The sequence below is a fragment of the Niabella sp. genome, assembly GCF_030150205.1.
GTDB lineage: Bacteria > Bacteroidota > Bacteroidia > Chitinophagales > Chitinophagaceae > Niabella.
On record NZ_JASLGT010000014.1, the window covers coordinates 58,904 to 85,599 of the forward strand.

Sequence of the window (26,696 nt, forward strand, 5' to 3'; positions counted from 1 at the left end):
ATCGTTATTTATTTTTTAAATATACCGGCTAAATGTACAAAACTTTCAATAATCCATTTCAGTTTTTCGTGTATTCTAAACACTTTCTCCGGCTCCTGTAATAGAAACGGTATGGATGCCAAAATCGTACGTGTAATTACCGGCTTCCCGGCGGTTTAAAAAAAATCAGCATAATTATTTTCAAGAATGAAAAAATAGTACATTTAGCATCTGAATACATTTTAACCCATAAATTAAATAACGAAAGCATTGGTATGAAGTCCATTCAACGTCCTCAACTATTTGTAGCAAGCTGCCTGGCACTTCTGGTAACTTCGCTCTCTTTTGGAATCAGAGCCGGGATATTAAATAAGCTGGGCGTAGATTTTGGCCTGGATAAAGCAGAATTGGGTACCATTGCGGCCACCGCATTCTGGGGGTTTCCGTTAGCAGTTATTATCGGGGGCGTTGTAGTAGATATCATAGGAATGAAACGCCTGTTAGTGGTCGCATTTGTTTTTCATCTTTTGGGAATCCTGTTAACCATTTTTTCCGGAAAATTCGGCAATCCGTTCTGGGCCCTGTTCTTCTCAACCCTGCTTATTGGTATTGCCAACGGAACCGTGGAGGCGGCCTGCAACCCGCTGGTTACCGCATTGTTTCCAGAAAATAAAACGACCAAGCTGAATCACTTTCACCTGTGGTTCCCGGGAGGCATTGTACTGGGTACCCTCATTGTATATTTCTTTGACAAAGCCGCGTTAAGCTGGCAGGTTCAGGTGGGCGTTATGCTGATCCCCACATTGATCTATGGATTTCTTTTTTCCAAACTGAAGTTCCCGGTAACCGAGCGTGTTTCGAGCGGAATTTCTACCGCTGAAATGTACCGTTCACTCGGGAATCCGCTTTTTATTTTCATGCTGATCTGCATGTTTGGAACGGCCATTACCGAATTATTTACGGGTCAGTGGATCGATGTGCTCCTGCGGAACATTACTGATAATGCGCTGCTGGTGTTAACGGTATCGACCGGTGTAATGGTGATCGGCCGTGCAATGGCAGGCCCTATTGTAGAGCGCCTGGCACCACAGGGTGTGTTGCTGATGTCGGCAATCGTTGCTACCATCGGGCTTTATCTATTAGGCAATACTTCAGGCAATATGATTTTTATAGGCGCTCTCATTTTTGGTGCGGGCGTTTGCTATTTCTGGCCAACGATGCTGGGTTTTGTATCCGAATACCTTCCAAGAACCGGAGCCATCGGACTTAACCTGATGGGCGGTGCCGGCATGTTTGCCGTATCTATATACATGATGCTGATGGGCGGCGTATATGACCGCCTGATTGGTGAAAAGCTGCCGGCCGGAGCCGACCTCAAGGCCTACAACGCACCGGAGGCTACCCTGGAAATGAAGACAGCCCTGGCAGAAGCCAACAAGGCAGCAGGTCCCGAGATCATCAATACCACACTCGTGATCCCCATCGTGCTGATCGTTGCCTTTATTGGCCTCAATATTTATATGCGTAACAGAAGCAAAAGACTTCAGGCTGCCTGATTGACAACGGGTACAGGTACTTATATTCTTAACTAAATTTTCAAACAATCTTTCTAAAGCAGTTATATGAAATCATCCGTTAAAGTCCAGCTTTCCGTAATGATGTTCCTCGAATTCTTTATCTGGGGCGCCTGGTTTGTAACATTGGGTACATTTTTGCCGAAAAATTTAAAAGCTTCTGACTTTGAAATATCCAATGTCTTTTCCACCCAATCCTGGGGGGCCATCATAGCTCCTTTTATAATTGGTTTGATTGCAGATCGGTTCTTTAATGCTGAAAAAATTCTTGGCATACTTCATCTCATTGGCGCCGCTTTGATGTATATGATGTTTAAAGCTGAAAATGTTGCGACATTTTATCCATATGTGTTGGCTTACATGATTCTTTATATGCCCACACTAGCTTTGGTAAACTCAGTATCCTTTAATCAGATGAAGAGTCCAGAAAAACAATTTCCTTCTATCCGTATTTGGGGAACAATAGGATGGATTCTAGCCGGCCTCATTATAAGCTACGTCTTTCATTGGGATAATGAGCAAAATAACAAAGCTAATGACACATTAAGAAATACATTTGCAATGGCAGGTATAGCATCTTTAATTTTGGGATTTTTTAGTTTCATCTTACCTAAAACACCTCCCAGGAAAGCTGAGCAAGGAGCTTCTGTCAGTCAGATACTCGGTCTAGATGCTTTAAAATTATTAAAAGACAAGAATTTCCTCGTTTTCTTTATTTCTTCAGTTCTAATTTGTATCCCATTGGCATTTTACTACCAAAATGCTAATAACTTTCTTACAGACGTCGGAATGAAAAATCCGACGGGAAAGATGACAATCGGACAAGTCTCCGAAGTATTATTTTTATTATTGATTCCTTATCTTTTTAATCGCTTTGGTTTCAAAAAAACAATTTTGGTAGGCATGATAGCCTGGGTAGTTCGTTACCTGCTATTTGCTTATGGTAACGCTGGAGGAATGGCATTCATGCTTATTCTCGGTATTGCGTTGCATGGCATCTGTTACGACTTTTTCTTCGTGTCCGGGCAGATCTATACTGATGCCAAAGCCGGGGAAAAACATAAAAGCTCAGCACAGGGTTTAATTACTTTAGCTACATATGGCATTGGTCAACTAGTTGGTTTTTGGGTAGCAGGTTATGTAGGCGAACACTATAAAAGCCTGGTACCAGCTAAACTTGCGGATGGTGTTGCACCAACAGCAGCAGAAGCCGCAGAACGCGCCAGCCAGTATGGCGTTTTCTGGCAGCACGTATGGGTTATTCCCGCTGCGATTGCCGCCATCGTAGCCATTTTGTTCCTATTGTTTTTCCGGAACGATAAAAAAACGACAAATAATTTATAAGTAGAACGATGCAACGCAGAAAGGCGATCCAGACCATTGCAATGACAGCCGCCCTGGCCGGTAGTGTTTCCGGCTGGAGTTCCGTTTTAAAGAATAATAAAAAAAGAATGAGTTTAAAAGGAAATATTAATCATAGTGTATGCCGGTGGACCTACGGAAATCTTTCGCTGGAGCAGCTTTGCGCAAACGTGAAAGACCTGGGATTTGCTGCTATTGACCTGGTTGGCCCCAAGGACTGGGATACACTAAAAAAATATGGTATTTATTCCAGTATGTGCAACGGCGCTGAGATCAACCTCGTAGACGGCTGGAATGAACCCAACTTTCACAGTACCCTGATTAAAAATTATACGGATCATATCGAGTATGTGGCAAAAGCAGGCTATAAGAACCTGATCTGCTTCAGCGGCAACCGCAGGGGTATGGATGATGAAAGCGGTCTGAAAAATTGCGTGCAGGGATTAAAAAAGATCCTGCAGCATGCCGAAAAAAATAATGTAACCCTGGTGATGGAATTGCTGAACAGCAAGGTAGATCATCATGACTATATGTGTGATCACAGCGCCTGGGGCGTGGAGCTGTGCAAGCGTTTGGGATCGGAAAATTTTAAACTGCTTTATGATATTTATCATATGCAGATTGATGAAGGAAACGTAATTGCCAATATTCGCGCCCATCACTCCTACTTTGCCCACTATCATACCGCAGGCGTGCCGGGCAGGCATGAACTGAATGAGCTCCAGGAACTGAACTATCCTGCCATCATGAAGGCCATTGTCGCTACGGGCTTTAAAGGGTATGTGGCCCAGGAATTCATTCCAACCGGTAAAACGGATGATGAACGCAAACAGGCCTTAAAGGATGCCGTGCTGCTTTGTGATGTTTAACCCGCTAAACGTATAAATATATGTATAATAGAAAAGAATTCTTAATACGGTCCGGCGGTGCAGCCCTCAGCTTAATGCTGGGATCTGCACTGAACGCCTGTAATACCGCTTCCCGTATAAAAGCCACCGGCAGTATCAAAGCTGTGGGAATACAGCTTTACAGCCTGAGAGACGACCTTCCCAAAGATCCTAAAGGGATCCTGAAACAGCTGGCAGCCTTTGGCTATAAGGAAATTGAAAGCTACGAAGGTGCGCAGGGCATGTTTTGGGGAATGGGACATAAGGGATTTAAATCCTACGTAGATGACCTGGGCATGAAGATCGTAAGCAGTCACTGTGATTTCAGAACCGACTTTGAACGCAAGGCCGCAGAGGCTGCCGAAATCGGAATGAGCTACCTGATCTGTCCGTATGTAGGTCCGCAGAAAACACTGGATGACTATAAAAAACTGGCAGCGGAATTTAATAAGGCCGGCGAAATCTGCAAAAAGAACGGGATCCGGTTTGCCTATCATAACCATGATTACAGTTTCCGGTTACAGGAAGGGCAATATCCCCAGGATATTTTTATGCAAAACACCGACAAAGGCCTGATGGATTATGAAATGGATATCTATTGGGTTGTTACAGCAGGACAGGATCCTATTGCCTGGCTGAAAAAATACAACGGGCGTTTTAAACTTTGTCATGTAAAAGACCGCAAGAAGGGTGTGGTTCCCAAAAAAGGAGAACCCAATTTAAGCGTGATCGTAGGTACCGGTTCGATCGATTTTAAAACCATCCTGGCAGCAGCCCGCAAGGAGGGTATGCAACACTATATCCTGGAACAGGAAGCTTACGAAAAAGCGCCCATCGAGTGTGTAAAGGAAGGAGCCGCTTATTTGAATAAACTTGTTTTTTAATACAGCGTAAACCAAATCATCTATATCAAAAAAACCGGCCTTTCAGCCGGTTTTTTATATTTTAATAAAGAATGATCGTATTACGAATGATCAGGGATGCTGCGCCGGGGCATTGTTCTTGGCCAGCCGGTCGATATTTACCATATCATCCACCACATCTGCAGCCTGGTTCAGATAGATGTCTTCACTTAATCCCTTTAACCATTGGTTGGCCCTTTCCTGCTTGGTTTTGTCACCCGCAAATTTGTTAGCCTCTGACGGAATAAGGGTTACATCCATCTTATTTTTTAATTTCTGCGCAGCATTCATCTGCTCCGATTTTTCCTTGATCGCCTTCCGCTCTTTGCGATAGCCATCGATATTCAGTGAGCTTTCATCATTCTCCCGTACCAGCCACTGGCTGTTGTCTTTAATAACCTTAAAGGAAGAATCCGATTTCAGGCGCTGATCGCTCAGTGTCTTTATCTCAGGCATGTTCCAGGCGCTCCTCCAGGGCAAATAACTGGCCTTTGCTATTTCATCATAAGGCAGGGCATCTTTATTATCTTTTTCTTTCAGCTTCAGTACATCCATATAGCTGGGCAGCACAATATCGGACTCTACACCTTTCAATTGAGTAGAACCACCGCTTACCCGATAAAATTTCTGAAGGGTCAGCTTTACGGTTCCCAGGTCAGACTCTCCGTATGTAATACCATTTTTGGCATCCAGGCCAAAATTCCTTTGTACGGTTCCCTTACCAAAAGTAGACGTTCCGCCTATGATCACCCCTCTTCCATAATCCTGGATAGCCGCCGCAAATATTTCGGAAGCCGAAGCACTGAACTCGTTTACCATAACTGCCAGCGGACCATCGTACAACACCGATTCATCTTTTACATCCAGCACTTCAGCCCGGTTGCCCCGGCCTTTTACCTGCACTACGGGCCCTTTCCCTACAAAAAGACCTACCATATTTACTACATCAAATAAAGAGCCGCCCCCGTTATAACGCAGATCGATAATGATGCCGTCTACTTTGGCATCTTTCAGCTTTTGTACCTCTTTTGCCACATCCAGGTAGCTGCGGCGACCGTTGGGATCGTCGAAAGCTGCATAAAATTCCGGCAGATAAATAATTCCGACATGGGTATGTTTTACCGGATCATTGATCACCGCACTTCTGGCATAGGTATCAAAGTCGTTTTCAATTTTTTCTCTTTTTAAGCGCACCACCTTTACCACACCATCTGTTTTACGCACGGTAAGTTTTACAATCGTACCTTCTTTACCACGGATCAGCTTCACTGCATCCTGCACGTTATAGCCCATCAGATCCTCTGCCGGACCATCACCCTGCGCCACCTTGGTAATAATATCACCGGTTTGCAGCTGCCCCGATTTTTCCGCAGGGCTTCCTGCATTCAGAGAGGTTATTTTTATTTTTCCATCGGATTGCATCAGCGCAGCCCCGATACCAAAGAATACGCCGCTCATCTCTTCATCAAAATACCGTTTGTCAACCGGGGCCATAAAGCTGGTATGCGGGTCCATTGTATTGGCAATGGCATTCATAAACATATCAAACTTGTCGTCATCGCGGTACTTCGCCTTATAGCGCTCAAACAACCTCCCGATGACGGTATCGGTCCGGCTACGCGCCTGTTTTTCCAGGTCTGTGTCACTTTTCACTACATAACCCTTCTCATTTTTATTCGCAGTCCGCTCATCCTGCAGGTCTACATATCGTTCCAGTGCCAGGTATTTCAATTTCTTCCTCCAGCGATCCTCGCGCTCTGTGCTGCTGCCCGGGTATTGCAGTTTATCCGTGTTCAGGGTAATGGACTCATTTACGGTATAGTCAAACGGCTTTGCAAGAATGGTTTTACTCCATCCTGCCGTTTCCTGGATCCTTCTGTCAAAAACGGAAGAGATTGCAAGAAAGCTCCGAACCGGTGCCCCTTTTATTTCATCATCGATCCGTGTGGCATACAATGCAGCCAGCGAATCATAATCGGATTTCAGGAAAACATTCTTTTCAAAGTCAAGGTCGTCCATAAACTTGTCGAACACTTTTTTTGAAAAGTTATCATCGATATTCTGCGGACTAAAATGTCCCTGCTCCAGGAGCTGTCCTACCAGGCCCATAATTTGCTCATATTTACCCGGAGGTGTACGGGCTACCGATGACTTAAACGCAAAAAAGGATCCTGTCAGCAATATAATTAACAGTACAAAAGGTAATCTTTTCATATTCAATATATACTTTAACAAACCACGCATTTCCCAAAAATAATATTTTAAAACGACGACTTACGTATTTCGTTGTTTTTTTTAAGACAATAAATTGGTAAATTTTCCCTGTTAAAATTACTTCATTAAAAATATTTGCTGTCAAATAATTATTTTCTTCCTGTTTATATTCATTTTTTATTTACATTTGCAGCCCGTTGAATGGTGGCTATAGCTCAGTTGGTTAGAGCATCAGATTGTGGTTCTGAGGGTCGCCGGTTCGAACCCGGTTAGCCACCCCGATCAAACCCCGAATCATTATTCGGGGTTTTTTTGTAAGCGCCTCACGACAAAATTCATTTTTATGTCTTCTTGGTTATTACTCCTGCTTCCTGTTTCTGCCCTCACCGGTTGGTTACTTCATGTTATAGCAGGCAATTATTTTCTGAACCAGTACCTGCCTCAGCAGGATGCGCAGCTGGCTGAAAAAGCAGGCCGGCTGGCTGGCGAAATGGTCAGCGGATCTTTTAATATTGAAGAAAAGATCAGTGATCCGCAACTGATCGAAAAAGCCATGCCCGCTATAGAGCAACATATTGATGATTTTTTGAACGTAAAGCTAAAAGAAGAGATCCCGATGCTGGCCATGTTTATCGGCAATAAAACTACCGATAAGGTAAAAGAAGTATTTATCAATCAGCTAAAACTGCTTTTTCCCCAGGTAATGCTTCAGATCGCCGGGAACCTGAAAACAGCGCTGAACCCCGAACAGATCGTAACCCGGCAGCTGAAGAAGAACCCGGTATCTGCTCTCGTTAAAAAACAAGCTGGCCTGCAACTCCGGCAATACCGGAATGCGGGACTGCTCTTCGGACTGGTCATTGGCCTCGTAAACCTGTTATTCTTTTTCCTGATCCGCTGATATCTCTATTTAATATGTGATACCGGATCATTGTTTTTTTTACCCCGTAACAAGTATTCTATTAATTAACCGTCTAACGCACTAAATATAATTTTTGATGAAAAAACAATTCTTCCTGGGGCTGATGCTCTTATTAGCCATCGGAATCTATGCACAGAATGGTCAGATGCCTGCAGGATCGCTTTATGGAAAAGTGATTGATTCTGCCACCGGCAAAGGTATTGACGCTGCATCCATTCAGCTGCTATTGGTAAAGAAAGACTCCGCTTCCGGGCAAAATAAAACCACGGTAGTTACCGGCATGCTCACCAGGGCCAACGGAGAATTCCGCCTGGAAGGTGTGCCTGTAATGGGCCGGTACCTGCTTGAAATCACCGGCATCGGGTATACCGCTTATAGAAAACCATTCAGTTTTATTGATCCTGCCAAGCTGAAACAAGGCAGCAAAGATATGGCCTCCCTGTTGGGCAACCTGGATAAGGATCTTGGAAATATCCGGCTGGGCATCGACAATCAAACCCTTTCTTCGGTTACCGTAACGGGCTCCAAGCCTTCTGTAAGCCTGGGCATCGACCGTAAGGTTTATAATGTAGAAAACAACCTGATGGCTGCAGGTGGTACGGCCACGGATCTCCTGAAGAACATCCCCTCCGTGAACGTGGATATCGATGGCAATATCAGCATCCGCAACAGCAGCCCCCAGATCTTTGTGGACGGGCGCCCCACTACCCTTACGCTGGATCAGATCCCTTCCGACCAGATCGAAACCATTGAAGTGATCACGAATCCTTCGGCTAAATACGACGCCTCCGGCGGAACCGCGGGCATCCTCAATATTGTGCTGAAGAAAACAAAACGGGTGGGTTACAGCGGTAATGTAAGAGCCGGCATCGATCAGCGGGGTAAGGCCAATTTCGGTGGCAATATCAACGTCCGCCAGGGCAAATTCAATGTATTTGCCAATGCCAACTATGGCCAGCGCAAATCCATTTCTGACGGAACCACTGAAAGAAAAACCTTTTTAAATGATACAAGCCTGAACCTGCTGCAAACCGATCATAATGTTGGAGACGGTACCTTTATGTTTGGCAGGGCCGGTTTTGATTATTTCCTGGATAACCGCAATACCATTACCGTTTCCGGGATGGGCGTACGGGGAAAATTCAATAATTATACAGGCAGCGACCTGTTTGTAGACACCATCTCCACGAATGCTAATTATGAAGCACATTCCAAAACCATTCGTGAATCCAACGGTAATTTCAGTTTCCGCAACCTCGGAGGAAGCCTTGGATACGTTCATAATTTTCCAAAAACCGGGCACCAGCTTACGGCAGATTTTAATTACAATAAAAGCAAGAACGATAATAATACGGCCATCAGCAACCGCATTTTCGACAATATCTCCGGACCTCAAACCCGGAGTTTCAGCCAGCAGCAATTGGGCAATGGCAATAATGAACGGATAACGGGCCAGGCCGATTATACCAATCCGCTGTCGGATAAATCAAAACTGGAAGCAGGTGTGCGTATCAACCAATCAAAAGTAGCCAGTATAAACAATATGTATTATATACTGGCAGATGGTTCTTCCGTATTACAGCCCCTGCTCTCTTCCCAGTTCAATTATAAAGACCAGGTATTAGCCGCCTACGGAAACTTCTCCAGCAAGATTGGTGACCGGTTTGGATATCAGCTGGGCTTAAGGGTTGAAAGCTCCAATTACGATGGTACGGTGGTGTCTAACACGAACAATAGTCAACATTTCAATATCAAATATCCCATCAGCCTGTTCCCAAGTGTTTTCTTAACCCAGAAGCTCAATGATCAGCAAGACCTTCAGCTGAACTACAGCCGCCGCATTAACCGGCCGGGCTTCTTCCAGTTGTTTCCATTTGTGGACTATTCAGACTCGCTCAATCTTAATAAAGGAAATCCCAACCTTAAACCAGAGTTTACCAATTCCTTTGAGCTGTCATACTCCAATAATTTTAACCGGAGCAACAGCCTGATCCTTTCCGTATATTATAAACAAACATCGGGTCTCATTACCCGGTACCAGTCGCCCGATGTCAATCCGATCAACGGCCGGCCGGTACTGATCAATACCTTTATCAATGCCAATTCCAGCTTTGTGGGCGGTTTTGAAGCGGTTGGTAAAAATAAGCTTACCCCCTGGTGGGATCTGACCAGTAATGTTAACATCTATACCTCAAAGATCACCATCGACGATCCGACGATTCCTACTGCAGACCAGATCTACAGCTGGTTTGGCAAGATCAATAATGACTTTAAGTTGCCGGCAAACTTTACGCTGCAGTTATCCGGTGATTATAATTCCAAAACCGTACTGGCTCCGGGCGGCAGCAGCAGCAATAATTCCGGAGGCGGCGGCCGTGGATTTATGGGCGGTACGGTAAGCGGCAACGCACAGGGATATACCATGCCCAATTACGGTGTTGATGCCGCGTTAAAGTATGAGTTCCTGAAAGGAAAAGCGGCTTCGGTTACCCTTAGTGTAAATGATATCTTTAAAACACGGAAAAATGATATCTATACCAGCTCGAAATTCTTTAGTCAGCACCAGGTACGCACCCGCGATCAGCAGTTTTTCCGGTTAAACTTTGCCTACCGCTTCGGAAAATTCGATGCGTCCCTGTTCAAACGCAAGAACATGAAAGGCGAGCAGGAAAGCATGCAGAGCGGTATGCAGGGAATGGGCGGACAGTAAATAGCTATCAGCAATCAGTTATCAGTTATTAGTTATCAGTTATCAGATGATTCCGGACGGGTAAGGGGCGCAATGCTTCAATGCAGATCATCTGTAGACCTATTATTTCCGAACTGGAGACAAACACTGCTGAACGCTAAATGCTGAGGGTTGAATGCTCGTCTCTGGTTATCAGTTATCAGCAATCAGTTATCAGATGCTGCGTTCAGGATAAGGAGATTGTCATTCAATGCAGATCCCTATAGATCTGGTATACCGGACAGGAGACGCTGAGAGCTAAAGGCTGAAGGCTTATTTCTCGATAGCAATCAGTTATCAGATGCTGCGTTCAGGATAAGGAGATTGTCATTCAATGCAGATCCCTATAGATCTGGTATACCGGACGGGAGACGCTGAGAGCTAGCTAAAGGCTGAAGGCTTATTTCTCGATAGCTATCAGCAATCAGTTATCAGATGCTTGCGTTCAGGATAAAAAGATCATCGAATTTCGTTTTATGTTGAACTACATCCCCATCGGCATCACTGAAAACTGATAACTGAAGACTGAAAGCCGGGGGGCTAAACCCATGTTTCAAGTCTAAGGAGCAATGTCGTTTGATGCCAGTGCTGCATCCCCAGCAGTATCGACTGATGACTGATAGCTGATAACTGAAAACTGTTTAGCGTATAAGGTTCCAAGTCGGGCTTTCACCAGACAGGAAGACCTGGGGGGACGGATATTTCGTTTAATGCAGGAGCTGCATTCCCGGCCGTATCTACTGAAAACTGATCACTGAAAGCTATCTGAGGCTCCGGTTCTTATTCTTTGCAATTTGGTCTTTACTTTTTGGGTTCCCCATTGACTACTGCCTATTTACTATTACCTCATTATCACATTTCCACATTCTCAAATTTTCAAATTCATAGCGCTCCGTTAACTATTTCCCTTTTTCATTCCCTGCAGGGGTATTATATTTGTTTCTTGAAGCAAATCATTCACATCGTGGGGAACCGGCCCCAGTTTATCAAGCTGGCTGTTTTATACCAGGCAATCGCAGCGCGGAAAATAGCCCGGCAGCAGATCCTGCATACCGGACAACATTATAGTCATGAAATGAGCGGTGTGTTTTTTGATGACCTGGCATTGCCGGCTCCGGATATCCGGCTGCAGGTGGAGAATACGGACCCGGATCTTTTTATAGCGCATACTACCCGGCAGATCCAACAATATCTTGCCAAGGAAAAGCCGGATACCGTTATTATATATGGCGATACCAATACCACCTATGCGGCCGCAAAGGCTGCAGCGCGCACCGGGCAAACCCTGCATCACTTTGAAGCCGGTGTACGCACCGGGGATCTGAAGGCTCCGGAAGAGATCAACCGGCTGGTGGCCGACCGCCTGTCATCCGTGCATTATTGCTGCACCACGCACAACCTGCAAACACTAAAGGCAGAGGGCTTTGGTACATCAATAAGGGCAACCCCTGTATTTACCGGCGACCTGATGCTGGATGCCTATCTGAAAATACCAGAAGATACCTCTTTCCGCCTGGAAGCGGCTCCCTATGTGGCTTGCACCATTCACCGTGCAGAGAACATTCTTATAAAGCAACATCTTGAAGCAATCATTGAGGCGCTGAATACCCTCCATCGCCATATACCCGTAGTTGTACCCCTGCATCCGCATACCCAAAAGAAAATAGCGGAAACCGGGGCCACCGTGTCCTTCCGGGTAGTTCCGCCCCTGGGTTATCCGCAAATGAAGGCCTTTATCAAACAGGCCAGCCTTGTTATTACCGATAGCGGCGGCGTAAGCCGCGAAGCCTACTTTGCAGAAAAGCCATCACTGGTGATTATGGAACGTCCTGTATGGCCGGAGATTATACGGTCCGGAGCGGGCCTGGCCTGCGGCCCCAATAAAGACGCGATCCTACATGCCTTTACCCGGCTTGACCAGCTGAAGCCAGGTTTTGAAGCCGCGCTCTTCGGCTATGGCAATGCCGCACAGAACATTTGCGATCATTTATCAGATTCTCTGTAAATTCCGTTATGAAGCGAAAGCGCATCACCGTATCCGTAATATCTGAAATAACGACCGATCAACGGGTGATACGGATCTGCACAACGCTCGAAGCAATGGGTTTTGACGTGTTCCTTATCGGCCGGGCATTCGGGAATAGTCTTTCCCTGGGCACCTACCCTTTTCAGGCGCGCAGGATGCGTTGTTATTTCAGAAAAGGCGTTTGGCAGTATGCCGAATTTAACCTGCGCTTGTTTTTTCGCCTGTTGTTTTGCAAAACCGATTACCTGCTGGCCAATGACCTGGACACGCTTGCACCCAACTATATCATCTCCAAATGGCGGAAAAAGTTCCTGTTCTATGATACGCACGAATATTTTACCGGGGTGCCGGAACTGGCAGATTCCCCCGCAAAAAAGCAGATCTGGAAACGTTTGGAAGATGCCATTTTTCCCCGGCTCCCCGTTGTATATACCGTAAGCGATGCTGTAAAGGCCAAATACCAGGCGTTATACGGAACCCCCATTTCCGTGGTACGCAATCTCCCGGTGCCTCCTCCGCCTTCCGCAATCCCGCGTCCTGCTGCCTGGACGGGCAAGCGGGTGCTGCTGATGCAGGGAATGGGCATCAATCACGGACGTGGTGGCATGGAATCGCTGGAGATGATGCGATATCTCCCGGAGGATTATTACCTGGTTTATATTGGTGGCGGATTGCTATGGGAGCAGATCCGGCAAAAACGGACGGAGTGGAACCTTGAGAACCGCGTGGAAATGATCTATAAACTGCCACCGGATCAATTGAAGAATTATACCCCACATGCAGAACTCGGACTTTCACTGGACGGGTTCACCGATGAAAATTTCCTGGTAAGCTTGCCCAATAAACTTTTTGATTATATATTAGCAGGTATACCGGTTGCAGCAACCCCGTTACCCGAGGTAAAAAGGATTATTGAACAATACGGAGTTGGATTTTGTTTAAATAACCGTACCCCAAGAGAAATGGCCGCTGAAATAGCGGGCTTCCTGGATGATGCCGAAAGCATACGGAAAGTCAGGATAAATGTATTAAATGCACAAAAAGAGCTGAACTGGAACCAGGAAAAGCGGGTATTGATAAAAATTTACGAACCTTATTTGTAATGCAGCAACACTTGCATATTGTTTGTTTGGATGTGCCATGGCCGGCCGATTACGGAGGCGTGATCGATATGATGAACCGCATCCGGGCATTTCACCGGCTGGGCATAAAGGTACACCTGCATTATTTCAGTTATAATGAGCGGGGTATACCCCGGGAACTGAACATTTTTTGCGAATCGGTACATGTTTACGAACGCAGAAAAAAAACGGAATGCCTGAACCTTTCCCTGCCCTATATTGTTTCTTCACGTATCAATGAAGCATTGAAGGAACAGCTGTGTAAAGACAATTACCCGGTGCTGCTGGAAGGCCTGCATTGCACGGGCATTATTCCTTTTATAGCACATACAGACCGTACTATTTGTGTGCGGATGCACAATAACGAAGAGGTCTACTACAAGGAACTGGCCCGGGCCACCTCCGATCTCTTTAAAAAACTCTACTACAAAACGGAAAGCCGGCTTATAAAAAAATACGTACCTACGCTTCCTAAAAACATCCAGCTGGCCTGCGTTTCGGAAACCGATGTCGATTTTTTTGCAGCTCAGGGATTTGAAAATGTATTCCTGCTGCCCACTTTCCCCTCCTGGCAAAAGGTAAACAGCCTCGAAGGCATGGGTACGCATTGTCTTTTTCACGGCAATCTTTCGGTGGCCGAAAATGAAGAAGCCGCATTATGGCTGCTCAGCAAAGTATTCAACAAAGTTCGGGTACCGTTTATTATTGCCGGAAAAGATCCCGGCCGCCCCTTGCAGAAAGCCGCCGCGCTTTGTCAGCATACCTGCCTCATCAGCAATCCCAGCGAATCGGAGATCAACGACCTGGTTCAAAAGGCCCATATCAACGTATTACCCTGCTTCAATAAAAATATAACAGGAATACGCCTAAAACTTTTACATTCATTGTTTTCCGGCCGTCATTGCGTCACTACTCCATCCATGGTAACCGGAACCGGGCTGGAAAGCGCCTGCCATATCGGTAGTAACTCCAACGCCATCGCATCAATCATATCCCAGCTGTATTATAAGCCTTTTGAAGATGAAGAGATCCAGCTGCGAAAAACATTGGTGGAAACCTCGTTTAACAATGACCGCAATACCAGCCAGCTGATGCAACGTCTCTGGTAATTGCCAATCAATAATGTGTTTCCTTAAGTGTTTGGAACGAAGCTTTTACAGGATGTATTTTTAATCCTGAGGAATTAAATCAGATTAACCAGGTGTGAAACGCATGGTTTATTACCGAAATCCTTGTTGAGCGCCCCCCGGCAATTCAAGTTCATCCCTTCCAAAGTCTTGAGCAGGTATATTTTCGGTCTCCTGGGTAAACGGCATTAGGTTGCCGATGGTCAGGAACAATGGAGCGCTTAAGCTATCCCAAATAAAATACCTTGAGAAGCCCGCACCAAATACTTCATTTTCTTAGATCCAGGCCCTTTGAGTCTTTCATATAAATGAATTTCCGCAGGTTGAATTCATAAAAAACTGCATGCTTGGCCTATAGAAATAAAAAGTAGATACTTTTAATACAAGTTATTTTTTATCAATTAAATACGGTACAAAAATTATATTGTTCAAACAAGTTTGAATACAGGCAATTCCAAACCTAAAATCTTCATTATTACACTATTTTAAAAAGAACATAAAGAGATACAATTTTATAAAAATGAATATTTTAATCAATTTATATTAAGATAAAAATATTGACACTTTTTCGAACGGTCGCTTCATTTTAATTACTAAAAAAAATGGCAGTACCGGTATACTTTTAACAGCACATTTTTCGCAGCTTCGGCAAATGCACTTAATTTGCTCCCTATTAATATCAAATAGAATGAGGTTATTTTTTGTTTTGGCCATTGCTGTTTTGCTCCTGCCCTCCTGTATGCGCTACCAGGATATAAAATTCGTAGGCATTGATAATGTAAAAATGGGCAAGATCGGTATGAATGAGACGACCATGGAAATGAATCTTATTTTCAATAATCCTAACAAGCTGGGTGCCTTATTGAACAATGCCGGAGGTAAGGCCTGGATACAGGATATTTATATTGGCGATTTTCTACTGAATGAAGATGTAAAAATACCGGCACGGAGCGATTTTTCGGTTCCCGTACGTTTAAAAGTAAATATGAAAGACCTGCTGGCGAATTCCCTCAGTTTGATCACACGGGATTCAGTAAACATCAAACTGGATGGAAATGCCCGTTTGAGTAAGGGTGGGGTTATAAAAAATTTCCCGCTGCGGTACAGCGGGAAAAAGGCTTCGAATGATTTATTAAGTCAGTTTAAATTTTAACCGCGCATCCAGTTTGCCGGGTCTTCCCGCCATTTCAGCAACAATTCAGCATCCGTTTCGTTGATCATTCCCTTTTCCTGTGCCAGCTCCAATAATACGGGGTAGCTGGTAAGGGGATGGTACTTGATCTGGCGATCTGCAAAAGCGGCCTGTGCCACGGCAAAATCATAAGTAAAGATCGATACCATTCCTACGATATCAAGGCCCGCAGCTTCCAGTGCATCTACGGCCTGCAGACTGCTTTTACCGGTACTTACGAGGTCTTCTACCACGGCAACCTTCTGTCCTTTTTCAAACAATCCCTCTACCTGGTTGCCCAGTCCGTGCTCCTTGGGCTTGGGGCGTACATAAATAAAAGGCAATTTCAGCTGGTCGGCAGCAAGGGCGCCCCAGGCGATCGCACCGGTGGCTACCCCCGCAATGCAATCAGCATCACCAAACTGCTCAAACAGAACGTTGCACATTTCGCTTTTAATAAAATCGCGTACAAACGGAAACGACAGCACGCTCCGGTTATCGCAATAGATCGGGCTCTTCCAGCCGCTTGCCCAGGTAAAAGGCGCTTCCGGTCTTAATTTTACCGCATTTACCTGCAGTAACTTTTCTGCAACTACTTTTGCATCGTTCATAATAGCTCCCTAAATTTAGGCTGCAAAATTAAGCGCATCTTTTATAAAACAGAAATTATATGCAAATTAAAATACACACCCATGATAAAGTACTCTATCTCTGCGACCAGCCTGATGCCTATTTAAAAGAGCTGCTGCACCATCCCGAAACGGTGCTGATCGATGAACTGGATACACATTCCATAAAGGCAATGCTGCGGGAGCTGACCCTTCCGGAAATCAAAACCGGCATCTTCGTTCACCCGGATTTTGAGCAGCTGAAACATGCTTTTTTCCGGAAGTTTGAGATCATCCGGGCGGGCGGCGGTTTGGTGTTAAATGAAAGCGGGGAAGTGCTGATGATTCACCGCCGTGGCTTTTGGGATCTTCCTAAAGGAAAACTGGATGAAGGCGAAACCATTGAAGCCTGTGCCCTCCGGGAGGTAAAAGAAGAAACCGGACTATCGCAGGTTGAACTGGGCGCTCCCTTGCTCATTACCTATCATACCTATGAACAGGGCACCCATCATATCCTGAAGGAATCGCACTGGTTTATGATGAAAGGAACGGCTACGGAACAACTGGTTCCGCAAACCGAAGAAGACATTACTGAAATCGGCTGGGTGGCCCCTGCACAGATTGCGGCATATAAGACGCAGGCCTACCCTTCCATCGTGGATGTGCTGGATACATGGGAGCAAGCCTCCTGAGCTTGTTGATAGCCCTCTTTCTGTAGTAAAAGCTTAAACGCAATGTGCGCAAAGAATCCGCCAGGGCCGCAATGGCAATACGGTCAACACGTATATCACTGCGCTTGGCGAACGTTGCGAAATCCTTGCGGCCGTTGCGTTAAAAAAAGCCTGGGATTTGTACCGGTACACGAAACATGCGATTTAACCAACCTTAGTAAATTATTAACGCTTGTCTTACAGACCTTTTCTTTTGAAGCTCGTCTTTATATCAGAACCACATTTATTAAAAAACAAAGGAGGTCATTATGAAAAAGTTATTCATTGTAATGATGTTGGTAAGCGGAATGGCCGCAGTACAATCTGCCAGTGCCCAGGTGAATATTCATGTGAATATCGGCAATCAGCCACAATGGGGTCCTCACGGATATAACCAGGCCCGTTATTACTATTTACCTGAGATTAATGCGTATTACGACGTATATAACCGGACCTATATTTACCAGGACCGGAGAAGCTGGGTAACTACCCGACAGCTCCCCCGTCAGTTTGCAAATGTCAATCTTTATAACACCTATAAAGTAGTGATCAATTCGCCCAATCCATGGCGGGATAATAACGCTCACTGGAATCGTTATAACCGGTACCGTTATGATCACACACAGGTATCGATAAGAGATTATGCCGCTCATAATAACAGGCGGGACAGGGGAATTTATGACCGGGTAAACCGGAACAACGACTATGCCCACGACCGGGGCGGCAACAGACGCCGTTAACAGCTATTGCTGCGATTATATACAGAGCTGTATCAGGATGCTGATACAGCTCTTTTTTTATAGCGGGGTCATTCCCGGTGATTTTATTTTTCCCTTTTAAGCAGGCAGTTCCCCGCTGCGCAGTAAAGGCATTTACGGGCATCGCAATACCGGGTCTTTAATTCAATAAACGCCTGCGAATCCATTGCCGACTGGCTCACCAGTCCCAGGCATTCGAATCCCCTGGTGATCTTATTTTTTTCCGGTCTTGTTTCTTCCAGCCACCGGATAGCCTTTTCCTTCAGATGATTTCTACCGTATACATTTCCATAGGCAAAGAGCAACGGGGCAATGGTATTGATCACAATGTTATCGATCATTGAAGCACCGATCGATTTTATTTTCATCGGGCTTGCTTCAGTTAATATGTAGTGATAATGCCAGAAATCATTGGCATCTACCTTAAACCATTCCCGAACGGTATCTAAAACATCTTCCCGGATAATCTTTGAGAACAAATGCGCCGATGCGGCAATTACGGCTGCCAGCTGCGCCAGGCGTACCGTGGGAAAGCTGCCGGGGCGCATCCGTAAAAAATGTACGGGGTGTGCCACCGGTAACAGGTTGTATTTTTTCCGGAGAAACCGGTACTCCCGTTGCAACATCACCGGATAAGGATCCTCAAAATGGTCGTTGAGCAACCCGGCCTGCCCCAGCAGCAAGGCCTCCAGTTGCTGGATCCGTTGTTTATGTTTGGCCAGTAAGGTTACCGGAAGGCTTTTTGCAATGGCTTCAAAGGCATCTGCATTCACCGGAAGTCCAAAATTTTTTGCCAGCAGCCACCAAAAGCTTTCCTCCCAATGCTGATGATTCGCTTTCAGGTAATCTTCAATGACCGCTCCTTTCCGGATCAATCGCTCTGCCACCAGCCTGCTTTTCCATACATTAAGAATGATATCCGGCACCGTCGCGATCAGCTTTTCACAGGGAATAAAAGATTGTGCATGCAGCAACGTTTCATACCGGTTCAGCAGGCTTCTTGAAACCAGCGTCTTTAGCTCAACAACAGGCAATGCGCCGTTGCCGGCCTCATCATCTTCATACACCACATGGAGGATCACTTTCCGGTAGTTACGGTCGTGCTGATGCAGGTGGCGGTTCCAATCTGAAGTTTTGAGATGCAATTCGACGGAGCCCGCCCAAAGGGTGGTTCCGATACGGATGCGTGCATGTTCAAAATCCGGCCCCTGATTCCGGTTTAATAGGCCTACATTCAATACCTGCACGGGGGTTCCGTCTGTTGTTGTTAAAGACCGGGCATTAAAATACTGGAACTGCCAGATATACTGGAGTAGCTGTTCGTTCATAGGTTGCTATTTTTCTTGGTTATTAAATACTCATTCGTCTTCCGCGAACTTGTACTGCAATTTACGCATTTCCTGTAATATTCTGCTCACCGGCAATCCCATTACATTATAAAAATCCCCGTTGATATTTTTTATGCCCACTACGCCGATCCACTCCTGTATGGCATAGGATCCGGCTTTATCAAAAGGCTGGTATTGGTCTATATAGTAAACGATCTGCTGCAGTGTTAACGGATGAAAGGTTACTTCTGTAACATCCGAAAAAAGAACCTCCTGTGCACCCTTTAACAGCGCAACTCCGGTAATAACCTGGTGGGTACGGTTCTGCAAACGGGTAAGGATGTCAATCGCATCTTCCCTGCTTTTGGGTTTACCGATCACCTGGTTATCCAACACCACAACTGTATCCGCTGCCAGCACAATCGTATCACCGGCAACGCCCTCTAATATGGCTTCCGCTTTTCTCCGGGCTACATCCGCAATCGCCGCTTGCAGGTCCAGCGCCGGGTCGAAGCTTTCGTCAATTTCTTTTGTACGGATCTCAAACGGAACATCCGCCCATTCCAGTATCTGTTTGCGGCGGGGCGATGAAGAGGCTAAAATAATACGGTTGCTGGCCATTATAACTTATAGATAAAAATAAAAAATGCCCATGGATAAAATACCGGTCAGCATCAGGCCCTTTGTAACCATGCTCAGGTAATGATATGCTGCCGGTGTACCAGCCGGTATCAGTTTCCGGAAGAGGTATCCTGCCGGCAACAGGATCAATGCCACACAATACACTACACCCGGCCACCACCCCAGTTGAAGGATATAGAACTGCACCACCAGCAGCAGCGCCATCAGCAGGGTGAGCCATACAGCCACATAAACCTTGGTAGCATTTACCCCCCAGGCAATCGGCATGGTATTGCAGCCATATTTGCGGTCGCCCGTAATGTCTTCCACATCTTTTATCGCCTCCCGTACCAAAGAAATGATAAAGGCAAAACCGGCATATAAGACGGCAAAACGAAAAAGCTTCAGCTGACCCGGATGCCCGTTACCAAAGGCATCGGAGAACGAAAATTTGGAAAGAAAGATGATCATGATCGTCCAGGCCGTCAGCAGTGAAATCACCACATTGCCGATCAGGATTTCTTTTTTGAATTTTACAGAATAGAACCAGAGCAACAGCACACAGGCCATATTGGCTGCAACCAGGTACCATCTCGAAAACGAATTTACGGCAACGGCGGTCAGCAGCACTCCCAGTACACTCAGCACCAGGTGCCAGACCAGGGCCCACCGGCGGTTGATGTATTTACCAATGATCATTTTCTGCGGCTTATTGATCCGGTCGATATTCATATCAAAATAATCATTGATGATATTGCCCGCGGCCGCTATAAACACAGATGCCAGTACGAGGAGAATGAATTGCATGCGATCGCCCTCCGGGATCCGGTCGCGGTAAATGGGATGATAAATGCAGTATTGAAACATCACCTGCGTTAACGCAATAAATATAAGATTCGGGTAACGTACCAATCTGAGAAATGCAGCTATCTTCTTCATCCGGTTTTTTAAATTTAAGTGGAAGCGACCTGCGCATCCATTCCCCAATGTCCGTTACTGCGCAATACTTTTTCAATCACCTCCCGCACACAGCCTTTTCCACCGGTATGTCCGGAAACAAAGATTGCTTTTTGCAATATTTCGCTAACAGCATCGGCGGGGCAGGCCGATAATCCCACGATATCAAACACCGGCAGATCCGGTATATCATCTCCCATAAACAGCACCGTTTCCGGAGCTGCCTGCTGTTCCTGCATCCATTGCCGGATAAAGGCCTGTTTATCCTTGATTCCAAAATAAATTTCACGGATACCCAGTTTATTTAAACGTCCCTGTACCGCTGATGGACCGGATCCGGAAACGATGAGGATCCGGTACCCCTGTTTGATGGCCAGCTGGAGTGCATAGCCGTCTTTTACATGCATTACGCGGGCCCATTCACCACTTTCCAGTATCAGCAGGTCTCCATTCGTCAGCACGCCATCTACGTCAAATATAAACACCTTTATTTGCTGAAATCGCTGCAACAGGTTCATGTGATCTTTATTTTTGTTAAGGGTGATGCAAATGTATTGGATTCAGCTGAATCGCCGAAACGAAGCGATCCCTGCTTAACGTAAAGCATCCGCAACAACCGCAACGGGAGATTACGGGGTTCAATATCTTCGCGCACTTAGCGAAAAAGCCTTGCGGTTCCTTGCGGTTTAAAGTGTAACAGCAATGTGCGCAAAGCACCCGCAACGATCGCAGGAAGATCAAATGTTGTCCTCGCGGTCCTTTGCGAAAAACCGCGCACTCCCTGCGGTTTCACAGTTAACCTTTATATGCGCCCGTGTCAGATTTAAATTCAATGACGCTCATTTTATCAATGCCGCATCAGTGCCTCTGTTAAAAAGTTATAAACAGTCAGGTGCTCCGGGTAATTTTTCAAAAGCTCCTGGTGGCGATGGATCGTATCCAGGTCCTTCCGTGCAGCGGGCCCTGTTTGCATCTGGGAGGGCGATTCCCGTTCCAGGCGGTCCACCGTATTCCGGATCAGCGGCAGTAATTCACTGAAGGAGATGCCCTCTTTTTTACAAAAAGACTCCGCCAGGTCAAATAAATAGTTGGTAAAATTACTGGCAAATACCGCAGCCACATGTAACCGCGACCGTTTATCCAGATCTGCCAGGTGTACCGGATTGTGCGTAATTGACGCCGCCAGCTGGTCCAGCACCTTTTGTGTGTCCTTATTAGAAGCCTCGGTGTACATCGTTAGCTCCGGAATGTTTTCCTGCTGCTTGCGCATACTTTGCAGGGGGTAAAAAACGCCGTAATTACCTGTAACGTCTTTTAATACTTCCATAGGTACTGCTGCCGCTGTATGCGCTACAATTTTGTCCTTTAACCGCAGGTCGGCTGCAATGGTTGCTATGGCGGTATCTGCCACGGCGATCAGATATACATCGGCCGTTTTAAGAATTAGGCTGGTATAGTTGGCCGATTCCGTATTCCACTCGTATGCAAGTGCTGAAGCGGCCGCCGCATTGCGCCCATAAACCTGCTGGATCACATGCCCGGCCTTCAGCAGTTTGCGGCCAAGTACCGCTGCCACATTCCCCGATCCGATTATAACAATATTCATAATATAAATACCTTTGCGATCGCTGATGAAACAGTGTATGAGCTCCCTGATGGATTCAGGAGTCTGTTCAAACCAGGTTCCATCCGACCATAAAACATCCACCAAGGGTGGAAAATAAAAATTCAACGGATGAAATTACAAAATTTTATAAAGGAGCTCTACAAAACCCGTATCCGCCTGCTGGCGCTGGTATCCAAAAAGCGGGCAGGCAACTATGCCTTCCGGCTTTTTTGTACGCCGTTGGGCAAGACCAGCTATACGCTCAGCCCGCAGCTGCAGTCGGCGGAGCAGCTTTCCCTTGTATACGGGCAACAACCCCTAAAGGGATACCGCTGGAACAAAGGCGGGTTGCGCAAACTGCTGATTGCACATGGCTTTCGCTCGCATACGCAGCGGTTCGAGCACCTCATTCCCCAGCTAATCGAAAAAGGCTATGAGGTTACTGCATTTGATGCACCGGCACATGGCCGGAGTGGCGGCAAACAGATCAACGCTATTGATTATATGCAGCTGATCACCCGCCTCACGGAACAATATGGACCTTTTGATACTTATATCGGACATTCCTTTGGCGGACTGGCAGTAGCGCTGGCGGTTTCGGAACTCCCCCGCAATGCATCCATAAAAATGGTACTCTTTGCTCCCGCTGCCGACACCACCGGTCTTGCGGCCGTCTTTTTAAAACAAATGGCCATTACCGACCCGGAAATACAGCAACACTTCTTTAATAATGTACGCCGCCTCAGCGGTAAAGACCTGAGCTGGTTTACCATAAAAAGATGTTTGCCCGCTCTTCACAGCAGTATTCTCTGGATCCACGACAAGGACGACCGGATCACCCCGGTAAAGGAAGCCTACGAGATACAGCAAATGGCTCCCGGCCATATCCGCTTTATTTTTACCGAAGGCCTGGGACATAGTAAGATCTATCGCGATTCCGCCATACTGGAAAAAGTAGCCGGATTCCTTTAGCAAGATACGCACAATCGTTCGTTTTATCCTGTTCGGGGAGCTGCCGGAGCGCTGTACAGAAGGCATCATAGAATAATAATATATGGTATAAATCTGTGAAAAGCAATACCTGAAAAGCAAAAACACGCACCCCCTCCGGGGAAAAATTAAGCGGATTTAAAAAAAAAATTCTAATCTTGCCCAAAATTTGGTAATAAAAAGCGTTGTTCAGAAAAGCATATGGCGAAGAATTTACTGATCGTGGAGAGCCCTGCAAAGGCAAAAACCATTGAGAAATTTTTAGGCAAAGACTTCCAGGTTAAGAGCAGTTTCGGGCACATCCGTGATCTTGAGAAAGCGGGAATGGGTATCGATATTGAAAAGCAGTTTCACCCCCGCTATGTGGTTTCCGAAGGAAAAGAGAAGGTGGTGCGCGACCTGAAGAACCTGGCCTCAAAAAGCGAAGAAGTATGGCTGGCAACGGATGAGGACCGTGAGGGTGAGGCCATCAGCTGGCATTTATGTGAAGTGTTGGGACTGGATCCTAAAACCACCAAACGCATTGTTTTTAATGAAATTACCAAGCCGGCCATCCAGCAGGCAGTAGCAGCTCCGCGTCATGTAGACATGAACCTGGTAGATGCGCAGCAGGCCCGCCGGGTGCTGGACCGTATCGTTGGATTTGAACTAAGCCCGGTACTGTGGCGAAAAATAAGCGTGAAGAACAACCTGAGCGCAGGAAGGGTTCAAAGCGTTGCCGTGCGGCTGATTGCAGAAAGAGAACGCGAGATCAATGCCTTTGAGCCACAGAGCAGTTTTAAAATTGTGGCCATTTTTACGGCAACGGATATTGCCGGGAAAAAGATTTCTTTCAAGGCGGAAGGCGCCAAATTTAATAATGCAGCAGATGCTGAACGTTTTTTACAGTCCTGCCTGCATGCAGATTATACGGTAAAAGACATCCAGGTAAAACCGGGAAAACGCAGTCCCGCTCCCCCGTTCACCACTTCAACCCTGCAGCAGGAAGCCAGCCGGAAATTTGGCTATAGCGTAAGCCGTACCATGCAGCTTGCACAGCAGTTGTATGAAAACGGGCATATTACCTATATGCGTACCGACAGTGTAAACCTGAGTAATACGGCGCTTGGAGACCTTACCAATACCATTAAAAACATGTACGGGGAACAGTATCACCAGTTTCGCCGTTTTAAGAATAAAAACGAGAGTGCACAGGAAGCGCACGAGGCCATCCGTCCTACTTACATGAGTAATACCACGGTTGAAAATGCGGATTGGAAGCGGCTCTACGATCTCATCTGGAAGCGTACTATGGCTTCCCAGATGGCCGATGCACAGCTGGAGAAGACCACGGCCAAAATAGAAATTTCCACCAATAAAGAGCACTTATCAGCAACCGGGGAAGTTGTAAAATTTGACGGGTTCCTGAAACTGTACCGGGAAGACCGCGATGATGAAGACATCCAGGAAGATGAGGCACAGGAAGGCATGCTGCCGCCGTTAACCATCGGGCAACAGCTTCCGCTTGTTGAAATGACCGGTACCGAACGGTTTACCCGTCCTTCGCCCCGGTATACAGAAGCCTCTCTTGTAAAAAAACTGGAGGAACTGGGCATCGGACGGCCATCTACCTATGCCCCTACCATTTCAACCATCCTGAAGCGGGAATATGTAGAAAAGCGCGATAAGGAAGGGCTGGAACGTAAATTCCGCATCATTACCTTAAAGGATAACCAGCTTTCGAAAAAGGAAAATACCGAAATCACCGGGGCCGAAAAAGCCAAACTGTTTCCGACCGACCTGGGATTGGTGGTAACCGATTTCCTGAAACAGTACTTTGAGAATATTATGGATTATGGCTTTACCGCCAGGATTGAGGAAGAATTTGATGAGATCGCTAACGGTAAACTTTCCTGGAATAAACTCATCGGCGAATTTTACCATCCGTTTAAGGAAGGCGTTGAGAATACCATCGAAACCGCGGAACGCATTAAAGGGGAACGGGAACTGGGCGCCGATCCGGGAACCGGGAAGCCGGTTATTGCCCGGATGGGCCGTTTTGGTCCGATGATCCAGATCGGGAATGCCGATGATGAAGAAAAGCCACGGTTTGCAACCCTACGGAAAGGGCAAAGTATCGAAACCATCACCTTCGAGGAAGCCATGGACCTGTTTAAGCTTCCGGTAACATTAGGTACGTATGAAGAGAAAGAGGTATCCGTAAATGTAGGCCGTTTTGGTCCTTATGTAAAATGGGGGGAAGAATTTATCTCAATTCCCCGATCAGAAGATCCGCTATCGGTTGATATGGAGCGTGCCATTGCATTGATCAGCGAAAAACAGGTTGCCGACGCTCCCATTGCTCATTTTGAAGAAAAGCCCGTTACCAAAGGTAAAGGCCGCTTTGGACCTTATATCAAATGGAATGATCTTTTTATCAATGTGCCCCGCCGCTACAATTTTGATAACCTTTCCCAGGCGGACATTGATGAACTGATCAACACAAAACTGGAGAAGGAATCGAACCGGTATATTCAGCAATGGCCCGAAGAAAAGATCGCTCTTGAAAATGGACGCTGGGGTGCTTTTATCCGTTTTGGCAAAAAGATGGTGAAGCTTGGAAGAAAGGAAGACGGTTCAAAATATACACCGGAAGAGGTAGCTCAGCTGGATGTGGAAACGGTTAAAAAAATGATCGAAGCTGAATTACCCGGTGCATTTTCAAAACCTGCAAAGAAAACCGCAGCAAAAAAAGCTCCCGCTAAAAAGAAAGCAGCTGCGAAAAAGACCACGAAAAAATAAGTACTATAGCATTGCGTCGTGGCGTGAAACCTGGCCACAAAGACTCCAAGACGCTAAGAAACACAAAGGGAAAAGAGCGCTAAACCGTTGCGTCATCGGGTGAAAATAAGCCACAGGGGCGCTGAAACACTGAAGAAGTGTTTACCTGTGGCATTGCGTCGTTGCTCCTTTGCGCCGTGGCGTGAAACCTGGCCACGAAGACTCCAAGACACAGAGCAACACAAAGGGAAAGGAACCTAAACCGTTGCGTCATCGGGTGAAAATAAGCCACAGAGACGCTGAAACACTGAAGGAATGTTCACCTGTGGCATTGCGTCGTTGCTC

Annotated in this window: 21 protein-coding genes and 1 tRNA gene; 15 read left to right on the forward strand and 7 right to left on the reverse strand. The window is 46.2% G+C overall.

Going from position 1 to position 26,696, the window contains the following annotated elements; genetic code table 11:
• Nucleotides 1–254: 254 nt before the first annotated feature.
• The 4 genes from Q1V85_RS12440 (at nucleotide 255) to Q1V85_RS12455 (ending at nucleotide 4,686) form a co-directional block, all read left to right on the forward strand.
• Nucleotides 255–1,535 carry an MFS transporter gene (locus Q1V85_RS12440; protein WP_300600382.1) on the forward strand — a complete coding sequence of 427 codons (1,281 nt, stop codon included), beginning with the start codon at nucleotides 255–257 and terminating at the stop codon, nucleotides 1,533–1,535.
• A 66-nt stretch (nucleotides 1,536–1,601) separates the two neighbouring features.
• A complete protein-coding gene (locus tag Q1V85_RS12445) occupies nucleotides 1,602–2,897 on the forward strand; it encodes a nucleoside permease (protein WP_300600384.1) in 1,296 nt (431 codons plus the stop codon).
• An 8-nt stretch (nucleotides 2,898–2,905) separates the two neighbouring features.
• Nucleotides 2,906–3,784 (forward strand): TIM barrel protein, encoded by an 879-nt coding sequence (locus tag Q1V85_RS12450; RefSeq protein ID WP_300600386.1) that lies wholly within the window; start codon nucleotides 2,906–2,908, stop codon nucleotides 3,782–3,784.
• Nucleotides 3,785–3,804: 20 nt separating this feature from the next.
• On the forward strand, nucleotides 3,805–4,686 hold the full coding sequence (locus Q1V85_RS12455; protein ID WP_300600388.1) for a sugar phosphate isomerase/epimerase: 882 nt from the start codon (nucleotides 3,805–3,807) through the stop codon (nucleotides 4,684–4,686).
• 90 nt (nucleotides 4,687–4,776) lie between these two features.
• Here the strand turns inward: Q1V85_RS12455 and Q1V85_RS12460 are convergent, their stop codons facing one another.
• Nucleotides 4,777–6,918: a carboxy terminal-processing peptidase gene (locus Q1V85_RS12460; RefSeq protein ID WP_300600390.1), complete on the reverse strand. Its 2,142-nt coding sequence runs from the start codon at nucleotides 6,916–6,918 to the stop codon at nucleotides 4,777–4,779.
• Between the two features lie 204 nt (nucleotides 6,919–7,122).
• Here Q1V85_RS12460 and Q1V85_RS12465 point away from each other — a divergent pair.
• The 7 genes from Q1V85_RS12465 (at nucleotide 7,123) to Q1V85_RS12495 (ending at nucleotide 15,995) form a co-directional block, all read left to right on the forward strand.
• Nucleotides 7,123–7,196 (forward strand) — tRNA-His (locus Q1V85_RS12465).
• Between the two features lie 65 nt (nucleotides 7,197–7,261).
• Nucleotides 7,262–7,819: a hypothetical protein gene (locus tag Q1V85_RS12470; protein ID WP_300600391.1), complete on the forward strand. Its 558-nt coding sequence runs from the start codon at nucleotides 7,262–7,264 to the stop codon at nucleotides 7,817–7,819.
• A 97-nt stretch (nucleotides 7,820–7,916) separates the two neighbouring features.
• Nucleotides 7,917–10,550: a TonB-dependent receptor gene (locus Q1V85_RS12475; RefSeq protein WP_300600393.1), complete on the forward strand. Its 2,634-nt coding sequence runs from the start codon at nucleotides 7,917–7,919 to the stop codon at nucleotides 10,548–10,550.
• Between the two features lie 961 nt (nucleotides 10,551–11,511).
• The gene (locus tag Q1V85_RS12480) at nucleotides 11,512–12,573 is read left to right on the forward strand and encodes a UDP-N-acetylglucosamine 2-epimerase (protein ID WP_300600395.1); all 1,062 of its coding nucleotides are present in this window, start codon (nucleotides 11,512–11,514) and stop codon (nucleotides 12,571–12,573) included.
• Nucleotides 12,574–12,581: 8 nt separating this feature from the next.
• Nucleotides 12,582–13,697 carry a hypothetical protein gene (locus Q1V85_RS12485; RefSeq protein ID WP_300600397.1) on the forward strand — a complete coding sequence of 372 codons (1,116 nt, stop codon included), beginning with the start codon at nucleotides 12,582–12,584 and terminating at the stop codon, nucleotides 13,695–13,697.
• Nucleotides 13,697–14,824, forward strand: coding sequence for a glycosyltransferase family 4 protein (locus Q1V85_RS12490; RefSeq protein WP_300600399.1), 1,128 nt, complete (start codon nucleotides 13,697–13,699; stop codon nucleotides 14,822–14,824). The genes Q1V85_RS12485 and Q1V85_RS12490 overlap by 1 nt, the downstream gene beginning before the upstream one ends.
• Before the next feature lie 706 nt (nucleotides 14,825–15,530).
• Entirely contained in the window at nucleotides 15,531–15,995 is a 465-nt protein-coding gene (locus Q1V85_RS12495) for a hypothetical protein (RefSeq protein ID WP_300600400.1), read from the forward strand.
• Here Q1V85_RS12495 and pyrE read toward each other — a convergent pair.
• The gene (gene pyrE / locus Q1V85_RS12500) at nucleotides 15,992–16,624 is read right to left on the reverse strand and encodes an orotate phosphoribosyltransferase (protein WP_300600402.1); all 633 of its coding nucleotides are present in this window, start codon (nucleotides 16,622–16,624) and stop codon (nucleotides 15,992–15,994) included. The two genes, Q1V85_RS12495 and pyrE, sit on opposite strands and share 4 nt — an antisense overlap.
• A 59-nt stretch (nucleotides 16,625–16,683) precedes the next feature.
• Between pyrE and Q1V85_RS12505 the strand changes: the two genes are divergently transcribed.
• Both Q1V85_RS12505 and Q1V85_RS12510 read left to right on the forward strand, forming a co-directional pair.
• Complete coding sequence (locus tag Q1V85_RS12505; protein ID WP_300600403.1) at nucleotides 16,684–17,313, forward strand: NUDIX hydrolase; 630 nt, start codon at nucleotides 16,684–16,686, stop codon at nucleotides 17,311–17,313.
• Between the two features lie 287 nt (nucleotides 17,314–17,600).
• A complete protein-coding gene (locus tag Q1V85_RS12510; RefSeq protein WP_300600405.1) occupies nucleotides 17,601–18,071 on the forward strand; it encodes a hypothetical protein in 471 nt (156 codons plus the stop codon).
• 83 nt (nucleotides 18,072–18,154) lie between these two features.
• Here the strand turns inward: Q1V85_RS12510 and Q1V85_RS12515 are convergent, their stop codons facing one another.
• The 5 genes from Q1V85_RS12515 to Q1V85_RS12535 form a co-directional block, all read right to left on the reverse strand.
• The gene (locus tag Q1V85_RS12515; RefSeq protein ID WP_300600406.1) at nucleotides 18,155–19,417 is read right to left on the reverse strand and encodes a DUF2851 family protein; all 1,263 of its coding nucleotides are present in this window, start codon (nucleotides 19,415–19,417) and stop codon (nucleotides 18,155–18,157) included.
• Between the two features lie 30 nt (nucleotides 19,418–19,447).
• Nucleotides 19,448–20,038, reverse strand: coding sequence for a Maf family protein (locus tag Q1V85_RS12520; RefSeq protein ID WP_300600408.1), 591 nt, complete (start codon nucleotides 20,036–20,038; stop codon nucleotides 19,448–19,450).
• A gap of 6 nt (nucleotides 20,039–20,044) precedes the next feature.
• Nucleotides 20,045–20,977, reverse strand: coding sequence for a geranylgeranylglycerol-phosphate geranylgeranyltransferase (locus tag Q1V85_RS12525; RefSeq protein ID WP_300600410.1), 933 nt, complete (start codon nucleotides 20,975–20,977; stop codon nucleotides 20,045–20,047).
• Between the two features lie 14 nt (nucleotides 20,978–20,991).
• The gene (locus Q1V85_RS12530; protein WP_300600411.1) at nucleotides 20,992–21,513 is read right to left on the reverse strand and encodes an HAD hydrolase family protein; all 522 of its coding nucleotides are present in this window, start codon (nucleotides 21,511–21,513) and stop codon (nucleotides 20,992–20,994) included.
• Nucleotides 21,514–21,842: 329 nt separating this feature from the next.
• The gene (locus tag Q1V85_RS12535) at nucleotides 21,843–22,601 is read right to left on the reverse strand and encodes a DUF2520 domain-containing protein (RefSeq protein WP_300600413.1); all 759 of its coding nucleotides are present in this window, start codon (nucleotides 22,599–22,601) and stop codon (nucleotides 21,843–21,845) included.
• A gap of 129 nt (nucleotides 22,602–22,730) precedes the next feature.
• Here Q1V85_RS12535 and Q1V85_RS12540 point away from each other — a divergent pair, with 129 nt between their 5' ends.
• Complete coding sequence (locus Q1V85_RS12540) at nucleotides 22,731–23,573, forward strand: alpha/beta fold hydrolase (RefSeq protein ID WP_300600414.1); 843 nt, start codon at nucleotides 22,731–22,733, stop codon at nucleotides 23,571–23,573.
• 219 nt (nucleotides 23,574–23,792) lie between these two features.
• Nucleotides 23,793–26,372, forward strand: a complete 2,580-nt coding sequence (gene topA / locus Q1V85_RS12545; protein ID WP_300600416.1) for a type I DNA topoisomerase — start codon at nucleotides 23,793–23,795, stop codon at nucleotides 26,370–26,372.
• Nucleotides 26,373–26,696 lie beyond the last annotated feature (324 nt).